Origin of the sequence: Clostridium sp., from assembly GCF_036660475.1 — a bacterium.
In the GTDB taxonomy this organism is placed as follows: domain Bacteria; phylum Bacillota; class Clostridia; order Clostridiales; family Clostridiaceae; genus Clostridium_J.
Map to the genome: position 1 here is coordinate 1 of NZ_JAVXAO010000019.1, position 24,911 is coordinate 24,911.

General features: G+C 29.1%; 28 protein-coding genes. 19 read left to right on the forward strand and 9 right to left on the reverse strand.

What is annotated here, in order from left to right; all coding sequences use genetic code 11:
• Positions 1 to 580 precede the first annotated feature (580 nt).
• The 7 genes from gyrA to dnaA all read right to left on the reverse strand — a co-directional run bounded on the left by gyrA (position 581) and on the right by dnaA (position 9,516).
• Positions 581 to 3,109: a DNA gyrase subunit A gene (gyrA, locus tag RSA29_RS17520; protein WP_346944316.1), complete on the reverse strand. Its 2,529-nt coding sequence runs from the start codon at positions 3,107 to 3,109 to the stop codon at positions 581 to 583.
• Positions 3,110 to 3,139: 30 nt separating this feature from the next.
• The gene (gyrB, locus tag RSA29_RS17525) at positions 3,140 to 5,047 is read right to left on the reverse strand and encodes a DNA topoisomerase (ATP-hydrolyzing) subunit B (RefSeq protein ID WP_346934217.1); all 1,908 of its coding nucleotides are present in this window, start codon (positions 5,045 to 5,047) and stop codon (positions 3,140 to 3,142) included.
• Between the two features lie 20 nt (positions 5,048 to 5,067).
• On the reverse strand, positions 5,068 to 5,331 hold the full coding sequence (locus tag RSA29_RS17530; protein WP_346934216.1) for an extracellular matrix/biofilm biosynthesis regulator RemA family protein: 264 nt from the start codon (positions 5,329 to 5,331) through the stop codon (positions 5,068 to 5,070).
• A 20-nt stretch (positions 5,332 to 5,351) separates the two neighbouring features.
• Positions 5,352 to 6,446, reverse strand: coding sequence for a DNA replication/repair protein RecF (gene recF / locus RSA29_RS17535; RefSeq protein WP_346944317.1), 1,095 nt, complete (start codon positions 6,444 to 6,446; stop codon positions 5,352 to 5,354).
• Between the two features lie 131 nt (positions 6,447 to 6,577).
• A complete protein-coding gene (yaaA, locus tag RSA29_RS17540) occupies positions 6,578 to 6,784 on the reverse strand; it encodes a S4 domain-containing protein YaaA (RefSeq protein ID WP_346944318.1) in 207 nt (68 codons plus the stop codon).
• Positions 6,785 to 6,797: 13 nt separating this feature from the next.
• Positions 6,798 to 7,904: a DNA polymerase III subunit beta gene (gene dnaN, locus RSA29_RS17545; protein WP_346944319.1), complete on the reverse strand. Its 1,107-nt coding sequence runs from the start codon at positions 7,902 to 7,904 to the stop codon at positions 6,798 to 6,800.
• Between the two features lie 259 nt (positions 7,905 to 8,163).
• Positions 8,164 to 9,516, reverse strand: coding sequence for a chromosomal replication initiator protein DnaA (dnaA, locus tag RSA29_RS17550; protein WP_346934212.1), 1,353 nt, complete (start codon positions 9,514 to 9,516; stop codon positions 8,164 to 8,166).
• A 578-nt stretch (positions 9,517 to 10,094) separates the two neighbouring features.
• Between dnaA and rpmH the strand changes: the two genes are divergently transcribed.
• The 12 genes from rpmH (at position 10,095) to RSA29_RS17610 (ending at position 19,886) form a co-directional block, all read left to right on the forward strand.
• Positions 10,095 to 10,229, forward strand: a complete 135-nt coding sequence (gene rpmH, locus RSA29_RS17555; RefSeq protein ID WP_346934211.1) for a 50S ribosomal protein L34 — start codon at positions 10,095 to 10,097, stop codon at positions 10,227 to 10,229.
• A 52-nt stretch (positions 10,230 to 10,281) separates the two neighbouring features.
• Positions 10,282 to 10,641 carry a ribonuclease P protein component gene (rnpA, locus tag RSA29_RS17560; RefSeq protein WP_346944174.1) on the forward strand — a complete coding sequence of 120 codons (360 nt, stop codon included), beginning with the start codon at positions 10,282 to 10,284 and terminating at the stop codon, positions 10,639 to 10,641.
• On the forward strand, positions 10,610 to 10,822 hold the full coding sequence (gene yidD / locus RSA29_RS17565) for a membrane protein insertion efficiency factor YidD (protein WP_346934209.1): 213 nt from the start codon (positions 10,610 to 10,612) through the stop codon (positions 10,820 to 10,822). Before rnpA ends, yidD begins: the two co-directional genes overlap by 32 nt.
• A 42-nt stretch (positions 10,823 to 10,864) precedes the next feature.
• Positions 10,865 to 11,527, forward strand: a complete 663-nt coding sequence (gene yidC / locus RSA29_RS17570; protein WP_346944173.1) for a membrane protein insertase YidC — start codon at positions 10,865 to 10,867, stop codon at positions 11,525 to 11,527.
• A 37-nt stretch (positions 11,528 to 11,564) separates the two neighbouring features.
• On the forward strand, positions 11,565 to 12,194 hold the full coding sequence (gene jag, locus RSA29_RS17575) for an RNA-binding cell elongation regulator Jag/EloR (protein WP_346934207.1): 630 nt from the start codon (positions 11,565 to 11,567) through the stop codon (positions 12,192 to 12,194).
• 128 nt (positions 12,195 to 12,322) lie between these two features.
• Entirely contained in the window at positions 12,323 to 13,699 is a 1,377-nt protein-coding gene (gene mnmE / locus RSA29_RS17580; RefSeq protein WP_346944172.1) for a tRNA uridine-5-carboxymethylaminomethyl(34) synthesis GTPase MnmE, read from the forward strand.
• A gap of 5 nt (positions 13,700 to 13,704) precedes the next feature.
• Positions 13,705 to 15,594: a tRNA uridine-5-carboxymethylaminomethyl(34) synthesis enzyme MnmG gene (gene mnmG / locus RSA29_RS17585; RefSeq protein ID WP_346944176.1), complete on the forward strand. Its 1,890-nt coding sequence runs from the start codon at positions 13,705 to 13,707 to the stop codon at positions 15,592 to 15,594.
• Positions 15,595 to 15,718: 124 nt separating this feature from the next.
• On the forward strand, positions 15,719 to 16,438 hold the full coding sequence (gene rsmG, locus RSA29_RS17590; RefSeq protein WP_346944171.1) for a 16S rRNA (guanine(527)-N(7))-methyltransferase RsmG: 720 nt from the start codon (positions 15,719 to 15,721) through the stop codon (positions 16,436 to 16,438).
• A 104-nt stretch (positions 16,439 to 16,542) separates the two neighbouring features.
• A complete protein-coding gene (locus tag RSA29_RS17595; RefSeq protein WP_346944170.1) occupies positions 16,543 to 17,328 on the forward strand; it encodes a ParB/RepB/Spo0J family partition protein in 786 nt (261 codons plus the stop codon).
• Between the two features lie 373 nt (positions 17,329 to 17,701).
• Positions 17,702 to 18,472 carry a ParA family protein gene (locus tag RSA29_RS17600; protein WP_346944169.1) on the forward strand — a complete coding sequence of 257 codons (771 nt, stop codon included), beginning with the start codon at positions 17,702 to 17,704 and terminating at the stop codon, positions 18,470 to 18,472.
• Between the two features lies 1 nt (position 18,473).
• The gene (locus RSA29_RS17605; protein ID WP_346934201.1) at positions 18,474 to 19,334 is read left to right on the forward strand and encodes a ParB/RepB/Spo0J family partition protein; all 861 of its coding nucleotides are present in this window, start codon (positions 18,474 to 18,476) and stop codon (positions 19,332 to 19,334) included.
• An 81-nt stretch (positions 19,335 to 19,415) separates the two neighbouring features.
• Positions 19,416 to 19,886 carry a DUF4446 family protein gene (locus tag RSA29_RS17610; protein WP_346944175.1) on the forward strand — a complete coding sequence of 157 codons (471 nt, stop codon included), beginning with the start codon at positions 19,416 to 19,418 and terminating at the stop codon, positions 19,884 to 19,886.
• 73 nt (positions 19,887 to 19,959) lie between these two features.
• Here RSA29_RS17610 and yyaC read toward each other — a convergent pair whose 3' ends face one another.
• Both yyaC and RSA29_RS17620 read right to left on the reverse strand, forming a co-directional pair.
• Positions 19,960 to 20,565 carry a spore protease YyaC gene (gene yyaC / locus RSA29_RS17615; protein WP_346944168.1) on the reverse strand — a complete coding sequence of 202 codons (606 nt, stop codon included), beginning with the start codon at positions 20,563 to 20,565 and terminating at the stop codon, positions 19,960 to 19,962.
• Positions 20,566 to 20,630: 65 nt separating this feature from the next.
• Positions 20,631 to 21,788 carry an aminotransferase class V-fold PLP-dependent enzyme gene (locus tag RSA29_RS17620; protein ID WP_346944167.1) on the reverse strand — a complete coding sequence of 386 codons (1,158 nt, stop codon included), beginning with the start codon at positions 21,786 to 21,788 and terminating at the stop codon, positions 20,631 to 20,633.
• Between the two features lie 303 nt (positions 21,789 to 22,091).
• Here RSA29_RS17620 and yedF point away from each other — a divergent pair, with 303 nt between their 5' ends.
• The 7 genes from yedF to RSA29_RS17655 all read left to right on the forward strand — a co-directional run bounded on the left by yedF (position 22,092) and on the right by RSA29_RS17655 (position 24,906).
• Complete coding sequence (gene yedF / locus RSA29_RS17625; RefSeq protein WP_346944166.1) at positions 22,092 to 22,697, forward strand: sulfurtransferase-like selenium metabolism protein YedF; 606 nt, start codon at positions 22,092 to 22,094, stop codon at positions 22,695 to 22,697.
• Positions 22,698 to 22,718: 21 nt separating this feature from the next.
• Entirely contained in the window at positions 22,719 to 22,973 is a 255-nt protein-coding gene (locus RSA29_RS17630) for a DUF3343 domain-containing protein (protein WP_346934198.1), read from the forward strand.
• A 51-nt stretch (positions 22,974 to 23,024) separates the two neighbouring features.
• Positions 23,025 to 23,228 (forward strand): DUF951 domain-containing protein, encoded by a 204-nt coding sequence (locus RSA29_RS17635; protein WP_346944165.1) that lies wholly within the window; start codon positions 23,025 to 23,027, stop codon positions 23,226 to 23,228.
• 117 nt (positions 23,229 to 23,345) lie between these two features.
• Positions 23,346 to 23,636: a 30S ribosomal protein S6 gene (gene rpsF / locus RSA29_RS17640; protein ID WP_346934196.1), complete on the forward strand. Its 291-nt coding sequence runs from the start codon at positions 23,346 to 23,348 to the stop codon at positions 23,634 to 23,636.
• A gap of 10 nt (positions 23,637 to 23,646) precedes the next feature.
• Positions 23,647 to 24,084, forward strand: a complete 438-nt coding sequence (locus RSA29_RS17645; RefSeq protein WP_346934195.1) for a single-stranded DNA-binding protein — start codon at positions 23,647 to 23,649, stop codon at positions 24,082 to 24,084.
• 24 nt (positions 24,085 to 24,108) lie between these two features.
• Positions 24,109 to 24,381, forward strand: coding sequence for a 30S ribosomal protein S18 (gene rpsR, locus RSA29_RS17650; protein WP_346934194.1), 273 nt, complete (start codon positions 24,109 to 24,111; stop codon positions 24,379 to 24,381).
• Between the two features lie 207 nt (positions 24,382 to 24,588).
• The gene (locus RSA29_RS17655; protein ID WP_346944164.1) at positions 24,589 to 24,906 is read left to right on the forward strand and encodes a MazG-like family protein; all 318 of its coding nucleotides are present in this window, start codon (positions 24,589 to 24,591) and stop codon (positions 24,904 to 24,906) included.
• Positions 24,907 to 24,911 lie beyond the last annotated feature (5 nt).

A 24,911-nucleotide genomic window follows, 5' to 3' on the forward strand; every position in this document is an offset into this window, starting at 1 on the left:
CTATCGAATTAACTGGTTTTACCTTTTTCTCTGTTTAATTTTCAAAGACCATTTTAATCATCAGTTACTCCCGACGACTCTTTTAATTCTACTAGATAATTTCTTATCTGTCAATACTTTTAAAAACTTTTTTCAAGTTTTATTATTTAGTATTCTGTGTTTATCGCATCTCTCAGCGACAAGATTTATCTTACCATTATTATTTAATATATACTTATTGCATAATCTTATTTATCCACCATTAATGTAAATTTACTCAATAATCCATAAGAATACTAGTTAATTCTTATATTGATACACGTGGTTGTGTTTCTTTATTATTCATTGTTTTATAGTTATTAATTTTAAAATCCATACTATTGTTTATCTATTGAAGCTCACATATATTCATATTTAAGCTACCTCTGGTACAGGATAATAACGATTCTTTATAATGTAGTTTTACATTTAAGTTTCCACCTAATTAATAATTAACACTTATAAGTTACACATAAATTCAATTACCATCATTCTTGATAATAAAAAAATAGCACCCAAACTACTTCTATAGTTTAGATGCTACTTTTTTAATTAATTATATTTATTCTAAGTCACTCTCAACTTCTTCAATTAAAATATCCTCGTCTATTAATATTTGATCACTAGGTAATTCATCTATCAATATCTGCTCATCCTGTAGTTTTATATTTTCACTATTATAATTAATCTTTGCAACAGCCACTATATTAACATCTCCACCAGTTTTCATAAGTGTAACACCCATTGCATTTCTGCTAGTTGTTGATATATCGCTAACATTGATTCTTATTATTATACCATTGCTATTAATAAGCATCATTTCATCAACATCTCTAACAACTCTACCACTTACAACATTTCCTGTTTTATCTGAAATTTTATAAGTTTTTATACCCTTTCCACCTCTTCTTTGAAGTGTGTAGTTGGATATAGCTGTTCTTTTTCCAAAACCTTTTTCACTTATTACGAGCAACTCTTCATCTTCTTTAGCTATAACCATAGATACTGCAAAATCATTATCCCTTAGATTTATAGCTTTTACTCCTGTTGTAGTTCTTCCCATATTTCTAACTTCTGACTCATTAAATCTAATTGAGTAACCATCTTTAGTTACAAATAAAACTTCGTCATTGCCTTTTGTTATTCTAACTCCAACAATTTCATCATCTTCTTTTAGATTTATAGCATTTAATCCATTTTTTCTTATGTTTTCAAATTTATCTAATGATGTCTTTTTAACCATACCTGATTTAGTACCCATTAATAGATAATTTTCTTTATCAAATGTCTTTATGGACATAACTGCTTGTATATTCTCATCAGCATCCAATGGTAATATATTAACTACATTAGTTCCTTTTGCTGTTCTTCCTGCTTCTGGAATCTCATACGCCTTTAATTTATATGCTTTTCCCTTGTTGGTAAAGAATATTATATTATTTAGCGTTGGAGTTATTAAAATATGTTCCACAAAGTCATCTTCCTTTGTAGTTATACCTTGTATACCCCTTCCCCCTCTTTTTTGGGCGTTATAAGTATCTGCTGGTATTCTCTTTATATAACCACCATGAGTCAATGTAATTACAATATCCTCATTATCTATTAAGTCTTCATCTTCAAAACTATATGGATTTTTCTCTATAACACTTCTTCTCTCGTCCCCATATTTTGTTTTAATCTCTATTAACTCATCTTTTATTATATTTAAAAGTATTTCTTCGCTATTTAATATTGATTGCAGATAAGCTACAGTATTCATTAATTCATTATACTCTTCTTCAATTTTATCTCTCTCTAAGCCTGTTAACCTTTGTAATCTCAAATCTAATATTGCTTGAGCCTGCTTATCAGAAAGATTAAATTTTTCTATTAATCCACTTTTAGCTTCTTGTGCAGTTTTAGATGCTCTGATCAATGCTATTACTGCCTCTATATGATCAAGTGCTATTCTTAAACCTTCTAATATGTGAGCTCTTGCATTAGCTTTATCTAAATCAAATATAGTTCTTCTTGTAACAACTTCTTTTTGATGATTTAAATAATGAACAAGTATTTGTTTTAAATTTAAAACCTTAGGTTCATTATCTACTAAGGCAAGCATTATAACACCAAAAGTATCCTGCATCTTTGTATGTTTATATAGTCTATTTAAAACTACATTAGCATTTGCATCTCTTTTTAGTTCTATAACGATTCTCATTCCATCTCTATCTGACTCATCTCTTAAGTCAGATATACCATCGATTTTCTTTTCCTTTACAAGATTAGCTATAGCCTCTATTAAGTTAGCTTTATTAACCATATACGGTATCTCTGAAACTATTATTCTATTTCTACCGTTATGTTCTTCTATTTCAGCCTTTGATCTAACTAATACTCTACCTCTTCCAGTTTCATATGCACTTCTGAACCCACTTCTTCCAAGTATTATTCCACCTGTTGGAAAATCTGGTCCTTTTATTTCAGTCATGAAATCTTCAATTGTAGATTCAGGATTATCAATTAACATTATTACAGCATTTATTACCTCAGTAAGATTATGAGGTGGTATGTTTGTTGCCATACCAACAGCTATTCCTGATGATCCATTTACGAGTAATGTTGGAAATCTTGCTGGCAAAACAACTGGCTCTTTTTCTTCACCATCAAAGTTAGGAATAAAGTCTACTGTTTCTTTATTGATATCACGAAGCATCTGACTAGTTATTTTGCTCATTTTAGCTTCAGTATATCTCATTGCAGCTGCGCCATCTCCGTCTACTGATCCAAAGTTACCATGACCATCTACTAACATATATCTTATCGAGAAGTCCTGAGCCATTCTAACTAATGCATCATAAACAGAACTATCACCATGTGGATGATACTTACCAAGTACATCTCCTACTATTCTCGCACATTTTCTATAACCTTTTTCATAAGTTATACCTAATTCATGCATTGAGAATAATATTCTTCTATGGACCGGCTTCAATCCATCTCTAACATCTGGTAGCGCTCTTCCAACTATAACACTCATTGCATAATCTATATAAGATTTTTTCATTTCATGTTTTATGTCAATTGGTATTATTTTATCTATAGTATCCATTTTTACACCTACCTTTATTATAGCCTATTACTATATATCTAAATTACTAACTTTTCTAGCATTTTCTTGTATAAATTCTCTACGTGGTTCTACCTTATCACCCATAAGTATAGTAAATATTTCATCTGCAGCCATTGCATCTTCTACATTTACCTGCAATAATGTTCTGCTTTCTGGATTCATTGTAGTACTCCATAATTGCTCTGGATTCATCTCTCCAAGTCCTTTGTATCTCTGAATATCTGTGGCACTATCTTTTCCACCAATTTCTACTAGAACCTGCTCAAGCTCAGCATCACTATAAGTATATTTTTCTGTTTTACCTTTTTTAACTTTATAAAGTGGTGGTTGAGCAATAAATACATGACCTTTATCTATAAGATCTCTCATGTATCTATAAAAGAATGTTAATAGTAATGTTCTAATATGAGCTCCATCTACATCAGCATCTGTCATTATTATGATTTTATAGTATCTTACTTTAGATACATCAAAATCCTTACCAACACCAGATCCAAATGCAGTTATCATAGACCTTATAGACTCTGAGGCTAATATCTTATCAAGTCTTTGTTTCTCTATGTTCATTATCTTTCCTCTAAGTGGAAGTATAGCTTGGAATTTTCTATCTCTTCCTTGCTTTGCAGAACCCCCCGCAGAGTCTCCCTCTACTATATAAATTTCACACTCTGATGGATCTTTAGATGAACAGTCTGCAAGTTTACCTGGTAATGTTGTGCTTTCTAATACAGATTTTCTTCTTGTAAGTTCACGGGCTTTTTTAGCTGCTTCTCTAGCTCTTGCTGCATTTAAACTTTTATCAATGATAGCTTTTCCTATAGCTGGATTTTCCTCTAAAAATGAACTTACAACTTCTCCAAGCACTGACTCAACTATACCTCTTACTTCACTATTTCCTAGTTTTGTTTTGGTCTGGCCTTCAAATTGAGGGTCTGTAAGCTTAACAGATATTACTGCTGTTAATCCTTCCCTTACATCCTCACCACTTAAGTTTTTGTCATTTTCTTTTAATAATCCAAATTTTTTAGCATAATCATTTAAAATCCTAGTTAATGCAGTTTTAAATCCAACTAAGTGCGTTCCACCCTCAGCTGTATCTATATTATTAGCAAATGAAAACAAATTTTCGTTGTATGTGTCATTGTATTGAAATGCTATTTCTACTGCTACTGTATTTTTTACACCATCTATATAAACTGGCTCACTATGAATTTTACCTTTATTTCTATTTAAATACTCAACAAATGATTTTATTCCACCTTCATAATGAAACTCATTATGTTTTCCATCTCGCTCGTCTTTAATCTTAATGTTTATTCCCTTGTTTAGAAATGCAAGTTCTCTAAGCCTTTGAGATAATGTCTCATATTCAAACTCTATGCTTTCAAATATGCTTGAATCTGGCATAAAATGAATAGTTGTACCGTGGTCATCTGAATCACCAATTTCTTTAAATGGAGATATAGATTTTCCCTTTGAAAAAACTTGATTCCATATGTGACCATCTCTTTTTATTGTAACTTCACATAAATCTGATAAAGCATTAACTACAGAAGCACCAACACCGTGCAATCCTCCTGATACTTTATATCCTCCACCACCAAATTTTCCACCGGCATGAAGGACTGTCATTATAACCTCAACCGTAGGTATATTCATTTTCGGATGTATACCAACTGGCATACCTCTACCATCATCTACTACAGTCACTGAATTATCCGCATGAATAGTTACGTCTATATTTTGACAAAACCCTGCTAAAGCCTCATCTATACTGTTATCTACTATTTCATAAACTAAGTGATGAAGTCCTCTAATACTAGTACTTCCAATGTACATTCCCGGTCTTTTTCTAACTGCCTCAAGTCCTTCAAGGACTTGTATCTGATTCTCATCATATTTTTCATTATTACTCATAGCTATCCTCCTAACTTATTCTAAAATTCACAGTATGATATATTGGTCCTTTTACATAAAGTCGAAGATGATATTGGTGACAAATAAATCTTACTTTTCTTATTAACTTCAGCTATAATAAATGATTTAGGTTTATCATTAGTTATACGCTCAACAAACCCATCCTCTTCAGCTAACCTTAAAAATTGACTTGTGTCTGGACTATACATAGTAGATTCTACATCGAAAATACCTATTATATCTTTAATTGGCACTACTATACTCTCGCCTAAGTGTAAAAACATAGTATTTCCTCCTAACTGCATCACATTATTTCTTCTACATTCCCTTTATCAACATTAAATATTTTAATATTGTTATCTTTTAAATGTTTTTTTATATCTATAATTCCTGTACAAGTAATTAATGTTTGTATACCTTTTATAGATTTCAATATATATTCTTGCCTTTTTGTATCTAGTTCAGACAATACATCATCAAGTAATAATAATGGATATTCTCCGATTAACTCCTTTATTATGTATAATGATGAAAATTTCATAGTCAAAACAGATGTTCTTTGCTGACCTTGTGATCCAAAAATTTTAACATCCATATTATTTATAAGTATAGAAAAATCATCTCGATGAGGTCCAATTGAAGTAACTCTTTTTTCTATATCTTTTTGTCTATTCTTTTTTATTAAATTATAAAATTCTTCTTTTAAATTTTTGCTATCCTTAATTTGCATTAAATACTCAAAGCTAATAATTTCTTTTCCTTGAGTTATATCACTATGAATATCTTGGGAAATTGCATTTAGTTTATCTATATAATCTAACCTTCTGCTTATTATGTAGCTTCCAAATTCAGCTAATTTAACATCATATACATCTATCATATCTATGTTACCATTAAATTTCTTTAGAATCACATTTCTCTCATTGAGAATTTTTTTGTATGAAGATAAACAGTAGTAATACTTTTTATCTAATTTACATAATTCGATATCCAAAAATCTACGTCTAAATGCCGGTGAATCTTTGACTATATTTAAATCTTCTGGTGAAAACATAACTACATTCAGTACACCAACTAATTCTTGAAGTTTTGATATATTTATAGAATTTATATTTATTGCTTTTTTTCCATTGCTGAAGAGTTTTATATTTATTTTTTTATCCAATCGTTCTTTAACTACATATGCACTTAAATAACACTCTGACTCTTCCCATGAAATAAGCTCTTTATCTTTATTAGTTCTATGTGATCTTCCTACGCTTGAATAATAAAGTGATTCTAAAATATTAGTTTTACCTTGGGCATTATCCCCTTGAAAAACATTAGTTCCATTGCATAGCTCTAATGTCATATTTCTATAATTTCTAAAATTTATTAAATTCAAATATTTTACATACATAAAAACACCCACCTAAAATTATATCATAATATATATTCTAAGTGTGAAAATTACTGTAAAAATATAAATATAGCCAAACTCTAAACTTTTCTTATAAAGATCAAAGGCTGAATTTTAAATCAGCCTTTATTTTATATGACAATATAAACTTCACCTTGAAACTCAACCTTATCATTTTTATATAATTTTTTTCCTCTTCTCACTTCAATCTCATCATTAACTTTAACTTCTTCATTTTGAATAAAAAATTTAGCTTCTGATCCCAAAGTTGTAGCTCCAGAAAATTTTAAGAATGAATCTAGCTTTATAAATTCTGTTTCTATTTTTATTTCTACCATTATTTCTCACATCCTAATTATTATTAGCAACCCTTACAGGAAGTAATAAGTAAACATTGTTATCACTTTCCTGGTTTTTTATTACACATGGAGATACAGGTGATGTAAATTCCATAATTATATTATCTCCATCCATTATTTTAAATACGTCTATTAAATATTTAGAGTTAAATGCAATTTTAATACCTTCTCCTTGCAGAATTATCTGCATTTCCTCCCTTGCCTTTCCCAATTGAGAATTGGATGTAACAACTAATGTATCTTCATATATGTCGAATTTTACAAGATTTGTATTTCCATCCTTAGCCATAAGTGAGGCTCTCTCTATACACCCTAATATTTCATTTCTATTTACGATAACTTTTAAATTATGTTCTTTAGGTATTATGGATTCATATTTTATAAAGTCACCTTCTAGTAATCTAGATATAACCTTTGTATTTGCAAAATTAAATAATATGTGATTTCTAGTGAAGGTAATTTGAACATTCTCATCATTATCCTTTAGGATCTTTGAAACTTCTGCAAGGGTTTTTCCTGGTATAACAGATTCTTTTTTAGATTTACAATTCATAGATTCACTTTTTAATGCAACTCTAAATCCATCTAATGCAACCATATTTAATTTATTTTCTTTTATCTCTAGGAGTACCCCTGTGAGTATTGGTCTAGTATCATCTTGTGCTATTGCAAATATAGTTGATTTTATCATATTCTTTAATTTTTTTTGAGAAACTGTTAATACAACATCTTCTTCGATGCTTGGTAACGTTGGGTATTCATTAGGATTTAAGTATACTAGTTGAACATTTGATTTTTGACAAGCAAGTTCTAACTCAGTATTACTTAATTTGCTAATTTCTATAATATCATTTGGCAGTTTTCTTATAATCTCACCAAATATCTTAGAATCAAGTACTACTTCACCCTCTTCTATAATATTTGCTGGTACTTTAGTTTCTATGCTTACCTCTATATCGGATCCAATAAGTGTTATAAAGTTATCTTTCGCGGAAATATATATACCTTGAAGTATTGGCAATGTTGATTTTCCGGTGATAGCTTTTTGAACATCTGAGATTGCATCTTGAAGTAAATTTTTTTCTATTAAAAATTTCATTTTAAAGACCTCCTTATACACATAAAAAAATACCTTAGATAGGTTAGATAATATAATAATATATAGTAGTAATAGTAGTAGGGGCTGTTAGTTTGTTAATAAGTACCCCAACGCTAATTATACCAATAAATTTAATGTAAAATAATTGTGGATAAACTATCGGTGATTTTAAGTAGTTATCCACATTGTTAAGTATATATAGTTTTATTTAATTTAATCCACAGGTCGTAGCCTAACAATTAAGAACAACTGTTACTAACTATTTTTGATTTATTCTTTTTGTTAATTCAGCTACAGCAGATTGAAGACTTTCATCCTTTTTTAAGCTTTGAGATATTTTCTCATATGCATGAATTACGGTTGTATGATCTCTTCCTCCAAATGCTTCACCTATCTTAGGAAGTGATGTGTCCGTAAGCTTTCTAGATAAATACATGGCTATTTGTCTAGGAAAAGATACATTTCTAGTTCTTCGTGCAGACTTAAAATCTTCTATTTTTAAATTGTAGTAGCTAGATACAATGTCTTGTATGAGTTCGATAGTAACTTGCCTTGAATTTCTATTTGAAATTATATCTTTTAAAGCTTCAGAAGCTAAATCTACACTTATATCTTTATTAGTTAGGGAAGAATAGGCAACTATTCTTATAAGTGCCCCCTCAAGCTCTCTAATATTAGATTTAATTTGAGTAGCTATATAAACCATAACTTCATTAGGAATATTAAGATTTTCTACATCAGCTTTTTTCTTAAGAATGGCAATTCTAGTTTCAAAGTCTGGTGCTTGGATATCTGCTATAAGACCCCATTCAAATCTAGATCTAAGTCTATCCTCTAATGTAGGAATTTCCTTTGGAGGTCTATCACTTGAAAGTATAATTTGTTTATTTGCATCATGTAGAGCATTGAATGTATGGAAAAATTCCTCTTGGGTACGTTCCTTTCCAGCTATAAATTGAATATCATCAATTAGAAGTACATCTACATTTCGATATTTATTTCTAAAATCTACATTTTTGTCATCTTTGATAGAATTAATAAGCTCATTTGTGAACTTTTCTGAAGATACGTAAACAACTTTTGATTTAGAATTAACGTTTTGAATATAATGACCAATAGCATGCATTAAGTGAGTTTTACCAAGACCTACTCCACCATATATAAATAATGGATTATAGGCTTTAGCAGGAGATTCAGCTACAGCTAAAGAAGCTGCATGGGCAAATCTATTACTATTACCTATTACAAATGAATCAAAAGTATACTTAGGGTTTAGAGTTGCAGACATCTCATCATTAACAATTAAAGTTCTTTTTCTGGAATTATCTTTACCAGATTTTAATTCTAAATCAGAAGCTTCTTCGGATCCTATCACGAAATTAATAGAATATGATTTACTACAGACAGCTTGAATTGAATTTTTTATTAAATCTTTATACCTATTCTCTAATATATCTTTAGTGAAGTCATTACGAACACCAAGAGTTATAGATGAATCAGTACTATTTAATGGGTCAATACTTTTTATCCAAGTATTAAAACTTACTTCTGTTAGTTCGGTTTTAAGTATTTGTAATGCTTTTTCCCAAATTTCTTTTACATAGGTGCTCATTTTATATCCTCCTATTAAAACATTTATATCTATAACTTGTATTATAAACATAGATTAATCCACAAGTGTATTAACATAATGATTAATATATTTAAAGTTGTTTACAAATGTTAAATATTTTATGCACATGTTGATAACTTATATTAATATTAAAAACTAAGTTATTGTTATTAACAATACGAAAAATAAAGTTATACACATAAAAATAATTGGACAAACTAGTGTATTTAATAAAAAAATACAAAAAGATGCATATAAACTGTAGTTATTAACAGTTTAATCAACAGGTTGTGTATAACTTGTTTCAAAAATAACTTATTAACAATATAGATTAATAATAACAAAAGATTTAAAGCTATTCAATAAGTTATCCACAAAAAAAAGTTTTTGTGGAAAATTTATTAACAATAATGTTTAAAATATAAGAAATTATGACACATTAAGGATGTAATAAATTGTTCTAAATAGTTATCTTGACATTACTAGTACTTACATTTATAATCTAATAGTGAAACTTATAAAGTAGTGATAAGTTAATTACTATAAATAATATTAGTATAGTGAAGGGGGTGCAGCAAATGTTCATGACATACCAACCTAAAAAAAGACATAGAAAGAAAGAACACGGATTCAGAAAAAGAATGAGTTCAGCTTCTGGAAGAAATGTTCTTAGAAGAAGAAGACAAAAAGGAAGAAAAAAATTGACAGCATAAGGGCCGCTAATGTGGCCTTTTTCTGTAAAAAGAAAGTGAGCAACAGGTAACTATGAAAGAAGAAAGGCTTAGAAAGAACCCCGAGTTTAGATTAGTTTATAGACGAGGTAAATCTTCATCTACATCCTTATTAGTGTTATACATATTTAAAAATAATAAAGGAATCAATAGAATAGGTATATCAGTAAGCAAAAAGGTTGGGAAGAGTGTTGTTAGAAGTAGAGTAAAGAGACTTATAAGTGAAAGTGCTAGACTAAATAAAATTGGGTTAAAACAAGGTTATGATTTAGTTTTTGTTGCAAGAAGTGCTTCAAGTGATAAAAGTTACAAAGAGATTGAGAACTCAGTAAAATATTTATTTAGAAAATCAGGGATTAACAATGCTAAAGAAAATATTAATAATAGTAATTAAATTTTATAGAAAATATATATCTCCCATGAAAACACCATGTTGCATATATGAACCGAGTTGTTCAGTATATGCAATACAAGCTATTGAAAAATATGGTGCAATCAAAGGGGGCTTTATGTCTATTAAGCGAATTTTAAGGTGTCATCCTTATCATAAAGGAGGATATGACCCTGTTAAATAATAGAATAGATTAATTAAATAGTAGAATCTGGGAGGGGTTAATTTGACAAATTTCTTATCTGGAATATTTATACAAGGATTTAATGCAATACATGGAATTGTTGAGTCAATTATTGCAAATCCGAATATATCATTTGGAGTTGCAATAATTATATTTACATTAGTAGCTAAAATTTGTTTATTACCATTATCATTAAAACAAACAAAATCAACAGCGAAAATGAGTGCTATTCAACCAGAAGTTCAAAAACTTCAAGCTAAATACAAAAATGACCCACAAAGACAACAAACAGAAATGATGAAGATGTATAAAGAAAACAATGTATCACCACTTAGTGGATGTTTACCAATGTTAATTCAATTTCCAATAATTATTGCATTATTCTATGTGTTTAAATCAATTGATTATCAGGGAGCAGGATTTTTATGGATGCCTGATTTAATGAAACCAGATCCAACAATGATATTACCTATAATTTCTGGATTAACTACTTATTTCTCAACTAGATCAATGCAACCTGCAACAGGTGATGCAGCTAAACAAACGGGTATGATGAATATAGGTATGTCAGTTTTCTTTGGATTTATGTCACTTAAATTTGAAGGTGCACTAGTACTTTATTGGACTATCGGAAACTTAATTCAAATGGCACAATCTATGATTTTAAATAAAATTTATAAAAAGCCTACAACTGAAGTTGCATAATAAACCATTTTATTATTGAAAGGGCGGTATCTAAAGCATGAAAAATATTGAGATGATTGGCAAGACTGCTGAAGAAGCTATAAAAAATGCCTTAAAAGAATTAAATGTTACAGAAGATAAGGTTATAATTGAAGTCTTAGAAGAAGGTAGCAAAGGATTTTTAAATATAATAGGTGTTAAGCCAGCAAAGGTTAAGGTTACTTTAAAGAGAGATTATATTGGAGATGCAACTAAATTTTTAGAAGATGTATTAAATGCTATGAATATAAAAGCAGAAATTGATATAAAAGAAGTTAATAATGAAATAAAAATTAATTTAATAGGACCTAGCATGGGTGTTTTAATAGGGTATAGAGGTGAAACATTAGATTCACTTCAATATTTAGTAAGTTTAGTTGTAAACAAAAACCATGATGAAACATATAAGAGAATAATCCTTGATACTGTTAATTACAGGCATAATAGGGAAGAGACTCTTAAAAAATTGGCCTTCAAGATGGGTGATAAGGTTGTTGAGAGCGGAAAGCTACTTAAGCTTGAACCTATGAACCCTTATGAGAGAAGAGTTATACATTCAACACTTCAAAATAATGAATATGTAACTACTCATAGTGAAGGTGACGAACCATATAGAAGAGTTGTTATTGAAGCAAAGAAAGCCTACTAGGCTTTCTTTTTATTTTTTATACTATGTGATACAATGAGATTTTATGGGTAAAATTTATATTATGAATATATAATAGGCATAATTTATTATGAGAATATATGTAGTATATTTTAATAGGAGGGAAGAAAATGAAAGATTTTGATACAATAGGAGCAATATCGACGAGTATTGGTGAAGGTGGGCTTGCTGTAATAAGAGTTTCAGGAGATAAATCAAAAAAATTAGTTGATAACATATTCCGAGCTAAAAACGGTAATTCAATTATGGATATGAAAACTTATACCATGCGATATGGATACATAGTAGATAACAATGATAATCATATAGATGAAGTTATAATTTCATTTATGAAGGGACCAAGAAGTTTTACAGCAGAAGACACAATAGAAATAAATTGCCATGGTGGTGTTGTTGCAACTAATAAAGTTCTAGAAACTGTTATAAAACAGGGGGTTAGACTTGCTGAGCCAGGTGAATTTACTAAGAGGGCGTTTTTGAATGGAAGAATAGATTTATCGCAGGCAGAAGCTGTAATTGATATAATAAATGCAAAGACAGAACTTAGTATGAAATCAGCATTAATGCAGAGTGAGGGTGTAATTTCCAAGGAAATAAAAGATCTTAGAGAGAGTTTAATTTCTACAATTGCACACATTGAAGCTACAGTTGATTATCCAGAAGATGATTTAGAAGAAGTTACGGCAGAAATGGCTATAAAAGATTTAAATATCGTTAGAATGGAGATAAAGAGACTGATAGACACTGCTGAGGAAGGTAAAATACTAAGAGAAGGATTAAGTACTGTAATTGTAGGAAAGCCTAATGTAGGTAAATCATCACTTCTAAATGCATTAACTAAAGAAAATAGAGCTATAGTTACGGATATACCAGGAACCACAAGGGATGTTATTGAAGAATATATTAATATATCCGGAGTACCTATAAAAATAATAGATACAGCAGGGATAAGAGATACTGAGGATGTTGTAGAAAAAATTGGTGTAGAAAAATCAAAAGAAAAAATTGAGTCAGCGGATTTGATTATATTAATATTAGATTCTAGCAATGAGTTAAGCAATGAGGATAAAGAGATTATTAGATACATAACAGATAAAAAATATATGATATTGTTAAATAAGAGTGACTTAAATATGCAAGTAGCTAAGGATGATTTAAAGTACTTAAATTGTAATAATATGTTTAGTATATCAGCTAAAACAGGGGAAGGTATAGATGAAGTAAGAACATCTATAAAAGAATTGTTTTTTAAGGGTGAGATTAGCACTAATAATGTTATAATAACAAATACAAGACATAAAGAAGCACTGTTTAGAGCATATGAATCTATAGATAGTGCTATAGAGATATTGAAAAATACATTTGCAATAGATTTAGCATCTATTGATGTAAGAAATGCATGGTCATTTTTAGGAGAAATAACAGGGGACTCCCTCGAAGAAAATATAATAGATAAAATATTTAAAGATTTTTGTCTAGGTAAGTAGGTGATATAATGAAATATTTAGCAGGTGAATATGATGTTGTTGTAATTGGTGCTGGTCATGCAGGATGTGAGGCAGCGTTAGCTACAGCTAGAATGGGTTTAAAGACATTGATGTGTACTCTTAATCTTGATAGTGTTGGATTTATGCCATGTAATCCGAATATAGGAGGCACTGCGAAGGGTCATTTAGTTAAAGAAATAGATGCATTAGGTGGAGAAATGGGTATTAACATTGATAATACATACATTCAATCTAGGATGCTTAATATATCTAAAGGACCAGCAGTACATTCATTAAGAGCACAAGCGGACAGAAAAAGATATTCAGAAAGAATGAAAAATGTAATAGAAAAAGAACCTAATTTATATTTAAAACAGATAGAAGTTGTTAGTATTGATGCTCCGAATAAAGTTGTAAAAGGTGTCCTTACCAAATATGGAGCTTATTTTAGTTGTAAAAGTGTAATATTAACTAGTGGGACTTATCTTAAATCACAAGTTATAGTTGGAGAGATTGTATGTAATGAGGGACCAAGTGGATTATTTCCAGCTAATGAATTATCTAAATCATTAACGGAGTTAGGCATATCATTAAGACGGTTTAAAACAGGAACTCCAGCAAGAATAAATGCAAGGTCAATAGACTTTTCTAAAATGGAAGAGCAAAAGGGTGATGAAAAGGTAGTACCATTCTCATTTATGAGCGGAGATATCAAGAGAGATCAAGTATCTTGCTATCTAACATATACTAATAGTAAAACTCATGATGTTATATTAGAGAATATAGATAGATCTCCACTTTATAATGGAGCTTTAAAGAGTACAGGACCTAGATATTGTCCATCAATAGAAGATAAGGTAATGAGGTTTAGAGATAAGGAGAGGCATCAGTTATTTATAGAGCCAGAGGGTGAGAATACTGAGGAAATGTATGTTCAGGGGATGAGTAGTTCCCTTCCAGAAGATGTACAGATAGCATTCCTAAGAACTATAGAAGGTCTTGAAAATGTGGAAGTGATGAGAACTGGATATGCAATAGAATATGATTGTATTGATCCAACACAGTTAAAATTGTCATTAGAATTTAAAGATATAGATGGATTATTTTCAGCAGGTCAAGTTAATGGAAGTTCTGGATATGAAGAAGCTGCAGGTCAAGGTATATTAGCGGGGATAAATGCGGCTCTCAAAATTAGAGGTAAAGAGAGTTTAATACTAAGGAGATCAGATTGTTATATAGGCGTTCTTGTAGATGATTTGGTTACAAAAGGAACTAATGAACCGTATAGAATGATGACTTCAAGAGCAGAATATAGACTCTTATTAAGACAAGATAATGCTGACTTAAGATTAACGGAAATTGGTTATGAAGTAGGGTTAGTGACAGAAAATAGGTATAAAGCTTTCAAACAAAAAAGAACTGAAATTGATGAAGAGATTAAAAGGTTAAAAAGTGTACAAATAACTGGTAAAAAAGAAGTAAATGAATTCTTAGAAACTAAAGATTCGGCGGAATTAAAAAAACCAACATCATTATATGAATTAATTAAGCGTTCGGAGTTAGATTATTATAATGTAAAAGATTTAGATTTGAATAGAGAAGAACTTAACTGGCAAGTTACAGAGCAAGTAAATATTGTTTCTAAGTATGAAGGTTATATAACAAAGCAATTAGAGCAAATTAATCAATTTAAAAAATATGAGACTAAACTTATACCAGAAAATCTAGATTACAATACAATTAAAGGATTAAGGACTGAAGCTATACAAAAGTTGAATGCGATTAGACCGATTAGTATCGGGCAAGCATCTAGAATATCGGGAGTATCACCAGCAGATATAACTGTACTTTTAATATTCTTAGAACAAAAAAAGAGAATCGAAAACCAAATATAATAAATAGTAGCGGATGTAATACAAGTAAATATATTTTAAGCTAAAGATTTAAAACATCGACTAATTAATATATAGTAATTAGTCGGTGTGAATTGAAAATATAAATTTAATTTTGGAGGATAAAATGGAATATTTTAATATGTTAAAAGAAGCTTGTCAGAATGAAGGATTAAATTTTGACGAAAATATGTATAATAACTTTATAAAATATAAAGAACTTATAAAGGAATGGAATCAAAAGGTAAATTTGACGGCGATAACTGAAGATGAAGAAATTATAAAGAAGCACTTTATAGATTCAGTAAAAGTATTTAAATGTCCATACGTTAAAGATGCTAAATCTATTATAGATATAGGTACAGGTGGAGGTTTCCCAGGTATACCTATGAAAATTGTAAAGTCAGATAATTCAATACTGCTTTTAGATTCACTAAACAAAAGAATAAATTTTCTTAATGAAGTTATAGAGCAATTAAAATTGAATGATATAGACACAATTCATGGAAGAGCAGAAGATTTTGCACAAGATAAGAAATACAGACAATCATTTGATGTAGCTGTATCTAGAGCAGTTGCTAACTTAACTGTTCTTTTAGAACTGTGTTTACCATATGTAAAGGTTGGAGGCTATTTTGTAGCATTAAAGGGACCTTCAATCGATGAAGAAATTAAATCAGCGACAGTGGCACTAAGAGTACTTGGTGGGGTAATCGAAGAAATTATAGAGGTAGATATAGAAGGTAGTGATCTAAAGCATAATTTGTTAGTTGTAAAAAAGGTTAAAGATACACCAAGTAAATATCCAAGAAAAGCTGGAATGGTAACAAAAAATCCTATTAATTAGAATTAAGAAATGTTTTTGTTAAATTATGTTATTTAAAGAGGATTTTTAAGATTTGTATAGAATTTTAATAGTAAAGAAGGAATTTCATAAAAGGATGGTAAAAGATGGAAAATACTATTAATTATATTGATATTGATTTAATATGTCCAAATCAATATCAGCCAAGAAAAGTATTTGAGGAACAAGCAATTAGTGAGCTTGCACAATCGATAAAGATGTATGGAATAATTCAACCTTTATCAGTTAGAAGATTAGAGAATAGTAATTATGAATTAATTGCTGGGGAGCGTAGATTAAGGGCTGCCAAAGAAGCAGGGTTGATTAAAGTACCAGCTATAATAGCTAATATTAATGATAAAGACTCTGCAGCTATAGCGTTATTAGAAAATTTACAAAGAGAAGATTTAAATTTTTACGAAGAAGCAATAGCTTATCATAATTTAATTAAGGTACATTCTTATACCCAAGATCAATTATCAGAAGTTATAGGAAAAAAGCAATCTACCATAGCGAATAAACTTAGAATCCTGAAATTAGATGAAGATATTATTAATACTATTATTATTAATAAGCTAACGGAAAGGCATGCAAGAGCTTTATTAAAATTGCCTACAGCTGAAATGCAAAGAAAAATTGTAGAAACATCAATAAAAAATTCTTTAAATGTTAAGAAGACAGAAGAATTAATAGATAGAGAGTTACTTAAATTAGCTCATAGCACAAATGATATAGCAGCTGATGGTAAAAAAAGAATAAAAGGATCTTTTAGTCCTGCAATATATATAAATACTGTAAAACAAGTCTTTGATAAATATGGAGTTGAGGCTAAATATAAATCTAAAGAATTAGAAGATAGTATAGAGGTAACTATAACTATACAAAAGAAATAAGCAATGAGTAAAAATATACTAGATGTTTCACGTGAAACATTTAGTATATTTTTATTTGCAGCAAAATTAACATGTAAAACTTTATTAATCGCTAATACATTATAATAATAAAAAAATTATTTTATTATCATAATATATGAGCGATTAAATTATATTTTTTGATAAAAAACTACAAATATATAATAAATTATAGTGATAATTACTTTAAATATAATGTATATCAATATATAATATATACATAGTAAAATATAGGATAAACACTTATAAAATCAACTAAATCATTATTATTAATAATGTGAGCGTCAATAGAATGGTTCAATAATATTTATATTATTGTTTTTCCATGTAATTGAATATAAAAGGGGGGAATAAAGTGAAGGTAATATGTATTTTCAATCAAAAGGGTGGAGTTGGAAAGACAACTACTAATATAAATTTATGTTCATATTTAGCTCTGAATGGTAAAAAAGTATTAGCTATAGATATTGATCCACAAGGAAATACAACAAGCGGTTTAGGATTAGACAAGAGAAAAATTCATTGCTCAATGTATGATGTATTAACAAGTAATGTTTCACTAAGTGAAATTATTAAAAAAAGTGAAATAGTAGATAATTTTTATATTGCACCATCTACAATGACACTTGCAGCAGCAGAGGTTGAGGTAATAAGTCAAGATCAAAGAGAAAAGGTGTTAAAAAATAAAATTGATGAAATAAAAGATCAATATGATTATATATTTATAGATTGTCCACCATCACTAGGAGTATTAACTATCAATGCATTAACAGCATCAGATTCAGTTTTAATACCTATACAGTGTGAGTTTTATGCACTAGAAGGAGTAGGACAATTAATGAGTACTATACAATTAATAAAAAGATACTTAAACACTGGACTTGAAATAGAAGGTGTAATTATGAGTATGTATGATAGTAGAACAAAATTATGCAATGAGGTTGTAGATGAAATCAAAAAACACTTTAATGATAAAGTATATGATACATTTATACCGAGGAATGTTAAATTAGCTGAATCACCTAGTTTTGGACTTCCTATAATGTTATACGATGATAAATGTAAGGGTTCAGAAGCCTTTGAAGCATTGGCAGAAGAGTTTATTAGTAGACAAGGAGGTAAATAAAATGAAAAAGACTGGTGTTTTAGGAAAAGGATTATCATCACTTATTCCAGAGAATGAGTTTAAATATAACGAAGATGAGAATGAACAAGTTCTAAATATTGATATTAATTTAATCAAAGCAAATAAAGACCAACCAAGAAAACATTTTGATGATGAGAAATTGATTGAGTTAGCAAATTCAATTAAGGAGCATGGAATAATACAACCAATTGTTGTAAAAAAACAAGATGAAGTATATATGATAATTGCAGGAGAACGCCGTTGGAGAGCAGCTAAAATATTAAAGTTAAGTGAAGTTCCTGTAATCATTAAGGATTTATCTGATGTAGAAATTATGGAAATATCATTAATAGAAAATATAATCAGAGAAGATTTAAATCCTATCGAAGAAGCAATGGCATACAAAAGGTTACTTAAAGAATTTAATCTTACTCAAGAAGAAATAAGTAAACAAGTTTGCAAATCAAGAAGTAGTATAGCAAACTCATTAAGATTGTTAAATTTAGATGAAAGAATACAATCTTATTTAATAGAAGGTGTTCTTTCAGAGGGACATGGAAGAGCTATATTAGCGTTAGAGAATAAAGATGAACAATATATAATTGCTCAGAGAGTCATAGATGAAAATTTAAATGTTAGGCAAACGGAGTCTTTAGTTAGAAATTATAACAAAGGTGATAATAAAAAAGATATTAAGAGAAATGTGTCTGATATATATTATAAAGATATAAAGTTAAAATTAGAAAATCACTTTAACACAAAGATAAACATAAATAATAATTCTAAAAATAAAGGTAAAATTGAAATAGAATATTATTCACCAGAAGATTTACAGAGAATAATAGAAATTTTAAATATATAGTGTTTCACGTGAAACAATTACAGGAGAGTGACTAAATTGGATCAAATAATAGATATTCTTAATAAATATCAGATAATAATAATGTTGGGATTAATTACATTGGTTATTATATTAATAATAGTAGTAATTAGTTCATTGGTATCAATAAGTAGATTGAAATCTAAATACAGAAAATTAATGAGAGGTACTAATAGTAGAAATTTAGAAGAACTAATAGTAAATTCATTAGATAAAATAGATATAATGAAAGAGGTTACAGATGAGGTAAGATCTATTTGTGATGAAACTTCAATGGCGTTAACTTCATGCGTTCAGAAGGTAGCGATAAAAAGATATAAGGCTTTTGAAGATTTTGCTAGTGATTTAAGTTATTCAATATCAATATTAGATGGAAATAATAGTGGAGTAATAATTACGAGCATTTATTCCAGAAATGAAAGTATTACATATGCTAAGCCAATAGATAAAGGTATATCGAGATATGATTTATCAGAAGAAGAAAATAATGTATTACATCAAGCAATAAATACAAACAATAATAAAATTAGATAATCGTAATGGAAATGAAAAGGATATGTATAACAAATGTTTCATGTGAAACATTTGTTATACATATCCTTTATTATTATATTTCAGTAATGTCTAATACATCGTCATTAAGACATGAAGTGGATGATTTACGTCCACCGACGGTTTTCAGTATTGCATGATATAAACCAGAGGATATTACTTCAGCTAATTTCATGACGATATATAGTCTAGTATTCTGAAGAACTATAAATTCAAGAGATCCAGATATATTTACAACACCGGTAATACTTAAATTACCTACACGTGGTAAATTTTTATTTAATGCCAAACCAGGTGATAGTGGTTTGGATTCAATTATAACATTACCAACATGTTGAAGACTTCCTAAAGAAGCATCTATGGCTATAATAAATGAATTAATATGTTTATTTATTATAAAATTATATGTATCTGAAATGTTTTTAGCATTTACGGGATGTTCTAAATCACCATAAATAAAAACTCTATCTCTAACTAAAAATTTAAGTTTATCTCCAACAATAGGGCCTAAACTATCTCCAGTAGAACGGTCAGTTCCTATACATAGTATGACGATATCTTTATTATCTTTAATAGCTTGAACTAACTCTGGAGAAATAGTTTCTCTTATATTATATATACAGTTATCGGATAAAGCATCGAAAATAACTTTTTTAATCATATGTAGCACCTCCTATAACAGAAAGTATTACCAATTATATACATTTAATACATGAATAAATTGGATTATCCAATATTTTTTATAATTGAATTTATAGAAGATAAAATATATGATACATCTTTATCATCATTGAAATATCCAAAACTAAACCTTAGAGTCCCCATAGGGAAAGTTCCTATGGTTTTATGAGCTAAAGGAGCACAATGTAGACCAGTTCGTGTTATTATATTGTACTCAGAATCAAGAATAAACCCTAATTCACTATTATCCATAAGAGTTGAATTAATGGAAATTGTAGAAGTTCTATTATCAGTAGTTAAATTTCCATATACTTTTATCGAAGGTATATTTAAAACACCCTCTATAAATTTTTTGGTAAGATAATCTTCATGTTCCTTTATTGTTGATAAACCTTCATTTTTTAAAAACGATACACCAGAAAGTAGTCCAGCTATACCAGGTGAATTTATAGTGCCACTTTCAAATTTATCTGGTAGAAAAATAGGTTGAAGTATATCAGAAGAAAGGCTTCCAGTTCCACCAACAATCAATGGTGAACACACTTCATTCATAGAATCATCTATTATAAAACCACCTATACCTTGGGGTCCAAGTAAACTTTTGTGGCCTGTAAAAGCTAGCGCATTGCAATTAAGCTTTTTAAAATCAAGTTCAATTACACCAGCAGTCTGAGCGGTATCAATAACAAAAAAAATATCATTTTCTTTACATATAGCACCTACAGCTTCGAGAGGCTGTATAGTACCTACTACATTAGAACCATGGGAAAGACATACAAGTTTAGTATTACCTTTAATTTTACTTTTAAATGTATCTATATTAAGTTCACCTATTTCATTACATTCTATGATATCAAGTTCAATTAAGCCTTTATTACTAAGCTCATTTAATGTTCTTAGGGTGCTATTATGATCCATTGATGAAGTTATAACATGCCATCCCGGTTTAACTACACCTTTTATTAACATATTTAAAGACGTTGTAATATTGGAAGTAAAGATTACATTTTTAGTATCTTGAAAATTAAAAAGATCGCACAAAGCATGTCTGCAGTCAAATATAACCTTATTTCCCTTTAGGGAAGAAGTGGATGCACCACGACCTGGATTACCACCGATGTTAGTCATATAGTTTAAGATATCATTATAAACACAATTAGGTTTTGGAAATGATGTTGCAGCATTGTCTGAATAAACGTTCATTAAGTTACCTCCTAGTTTGATTTATTAGTATTTGATTTTTTAATAAGTTTAAATCATGTATTAGAAAATCAAATAGTTAGTATGAAATATATTTGATATAATTAATTTGTAAATAGTTATTATGGGTTAATAGAATGTTTATGCTAAGTTTATAATACAACATTATAGTAAATTCATACAATAAGATAATTCAGAAAATAAGTTGTTTCAAATCAATACATTAGGTAATAAATATAATAATGGCGATTTTGTTAGGTAGTGTTAGTATGGTAAGCAAAATAAATTTATAGGGGGAAGAAAAATATGGAAAGTAATAAGAGTATAATTGATTGTAAGGGCTTGAATTGTCCTATTCCAATTGTAAATACAAAAAAATATTTTGATGAAATAGAGCAAGGGGAAGCTATAATTATAGTAGATAATGAAGTTGCAAAGAATAATATAATTAAATTTGCAGAAGGGAATAAGTTTAGCTATGAGGTTGAAGAAAAAAGTGAATTATTTTATATAACAATAATTAAAGGAGATACTACTGGCGAAATTAAAATAGGTTTAGATGCGAAGAATAAAAATAGTAGTAATTTAACAATTGTAGTTGGGTCAGATAAATTAGGGTGTGGTGATGATGAATTAGGAATAGCGTTAATGAAAAGTTACCTATTCGCATTGTCTGAGGCAAATACAATTCCTAAAACTATAATATTTTTAAATAGTGGAGTGAAACTTGTAGCTGATAATGAGCTAACTTTGGATAGCCTAAAAAAATTGAAAGAAAGAGGCGTAAATATTGAGAGTTGTGGCCTATGTTTAGATTTTTATGGATTAAAAGATAAACTTCAGGTTGGAGGAATTACAAATATGTATGATATAATAGAAACAATGAATAATAGCGATACAATAAAGCTTTAATAATAACTAGGAGATATGATTATGAATGAATTTTATATATTAACATTTAATAATACTCATGAAGCCATGCAAGCAGAATCAGTATGTATAAGTGAAAAAGTTAAGGTTGTAATGATGCCTACGCCAACGTATATAACAAAGAGCTGTGGAATAAGTCTTAAAGTTGGGTCGGAAGAAGAGGTTAGAGTAATAGAACTAATAAATTTAGAAAAAATTATATATAAAACTATCTATCAAATGAAAGATGGTAAGTTGAAAGAATTAACAATTACTTAATTATAAAGAACAATAGAAAAATGATAATAATATTCTTTAGGGAGATTTAGTATGAAGGAATTTGAATTAAATGATATTGTAGAAACAAAAAAAACTCACCCATGTGGAAGTAATAAGTGGGAAATTATCAGAGTTGGAGCTGATATAAAAATAAGGTGTGTAGGGTGCAATAGGATAGTAATGATTACACGTAGTAAGTTTGAAAGTAGCATAAAAAAAATTGTTAAAACAGAAAAAGAAGATAGTTTCAAATAAAAAAAGTCAAGTATTAAAAAAATACTTGACTTAAGCATTATAACATGATAAAATTTGTTGATGTAATCCCTGCTGTATAAAGTACAGCCGTTAGTCCGGGGGGAGGAGGTGAAACTAATGAGATCATATGAAACTATATTCATATTACACCCTTCATTAGATGACGAAGGTGTTAAAGCTGGTATCGAAAAATTTAAAGGTGTAATAGAGAACAATGGTGGAGAAATCGAGAGTGTTGATTTATGGGGTAGAAGAAAACTAGCTTATGAAATCGCTAAAGTTAACGAAGGTTTCTATACATTAATCAATTTCAAAGCTGATGCTGAATTACCTAAAGAATTAGATAGAGTATTCAGAATTACAGATGGTGTTATAAGACATATTATAATCAATCCAGAAAGCAAGTAGGTGGTAGTTAATGAATAAAGTTGTTTTAATCGGAAGATTAACCAAAGACCCAGAGTTAAAATTTACTCCAGGTACAGGTACAGCTGTAGCCACATTTACAATTGCAGTTAATAGAAGATTTAAGAAAGAAGGTCAACCAGAAGCGGATTTTATACCTGTAGTAGTATGGGGTAAACAAGCTGAAAGTACTGCTAACTACATGAGTAAGGGTAAACTTTTAAGTGTAGCTGGTAGAATTGAAACTCGTTCTTATGAAGCTAAAGACGGTGGAAGAAGATATGTTACTGAAGTAGTAGCTGATGAAGTAAGTTTCCTTGAATGGGGCGGCAATAAAACATCAGGAATGAATACAGGCGAAAATTCTCAGAGCAATTCATCAATACCATCGGATTATTTCGGTGGAGGAGATATGACTCCAATTGATGATGGTGAGGATATGCCATTTTAATAATTAGGTAAGGAGGTAAGTGCAATGGCTTATGATAGAAATGATAGAAACGATAGAACTGATAGAAGAAAAGGCGGAAACAGAAAAAGAACTAAGAGAAAAGTATGTTCTTTCTGTATGGATAAAGCTACAGCTATAGATTATAAAGATATCAACAAATTAAGAAAGTACGTTACAGAAAAAGGTAAAATATTACCAAGAAGAATTTCTGGAAACTGTGCTAAACATCAAAGAATGTTAACAGTAGCTATTAAGAGAGCTAGAAACATAGCATTATTACCATTCACAACTGAATAGTAATAGCTTAGTAAGTTAATAAAAACATAATTGATACAAAACTAGTGAATTTTATTCACTAGTTTTTTTATTATATAATGAAAACTTAGTATTATATATAATCATTGATGTTAAACTGTGAAATAAAGGTAAATATGCTATAATCATGTTGCATTAATATTAAAAAAAAATTACAATAGACATATAACCGAAGAAAGGGTGATGCACATGAGAAGAGAAGAATTTAACATTATGTCTAATATAAAGGTAATAGAAGGTCTTAAGGCAGAGCTAGTTTGTATTATTGGAGACTTTTTCAAACTATTAAGTAGAGGAAGCAATGTAGCACAAGATGCAATTCTAGATTGTGTATCTGGGGCAATAATAATATTGTACATTCTTGCTGAGAAGTTAGGATATTCTCATTTAGCTATTGATGAGACTATGAAAAAGAAGTTGAAGGTTGGAATAGTTGAAGGCGATAGTTTGGAGAAAAATGGGAAAGAACTATCTAAACTTTACGATCATTTAAGAGAAAGAAGTTAATAGGA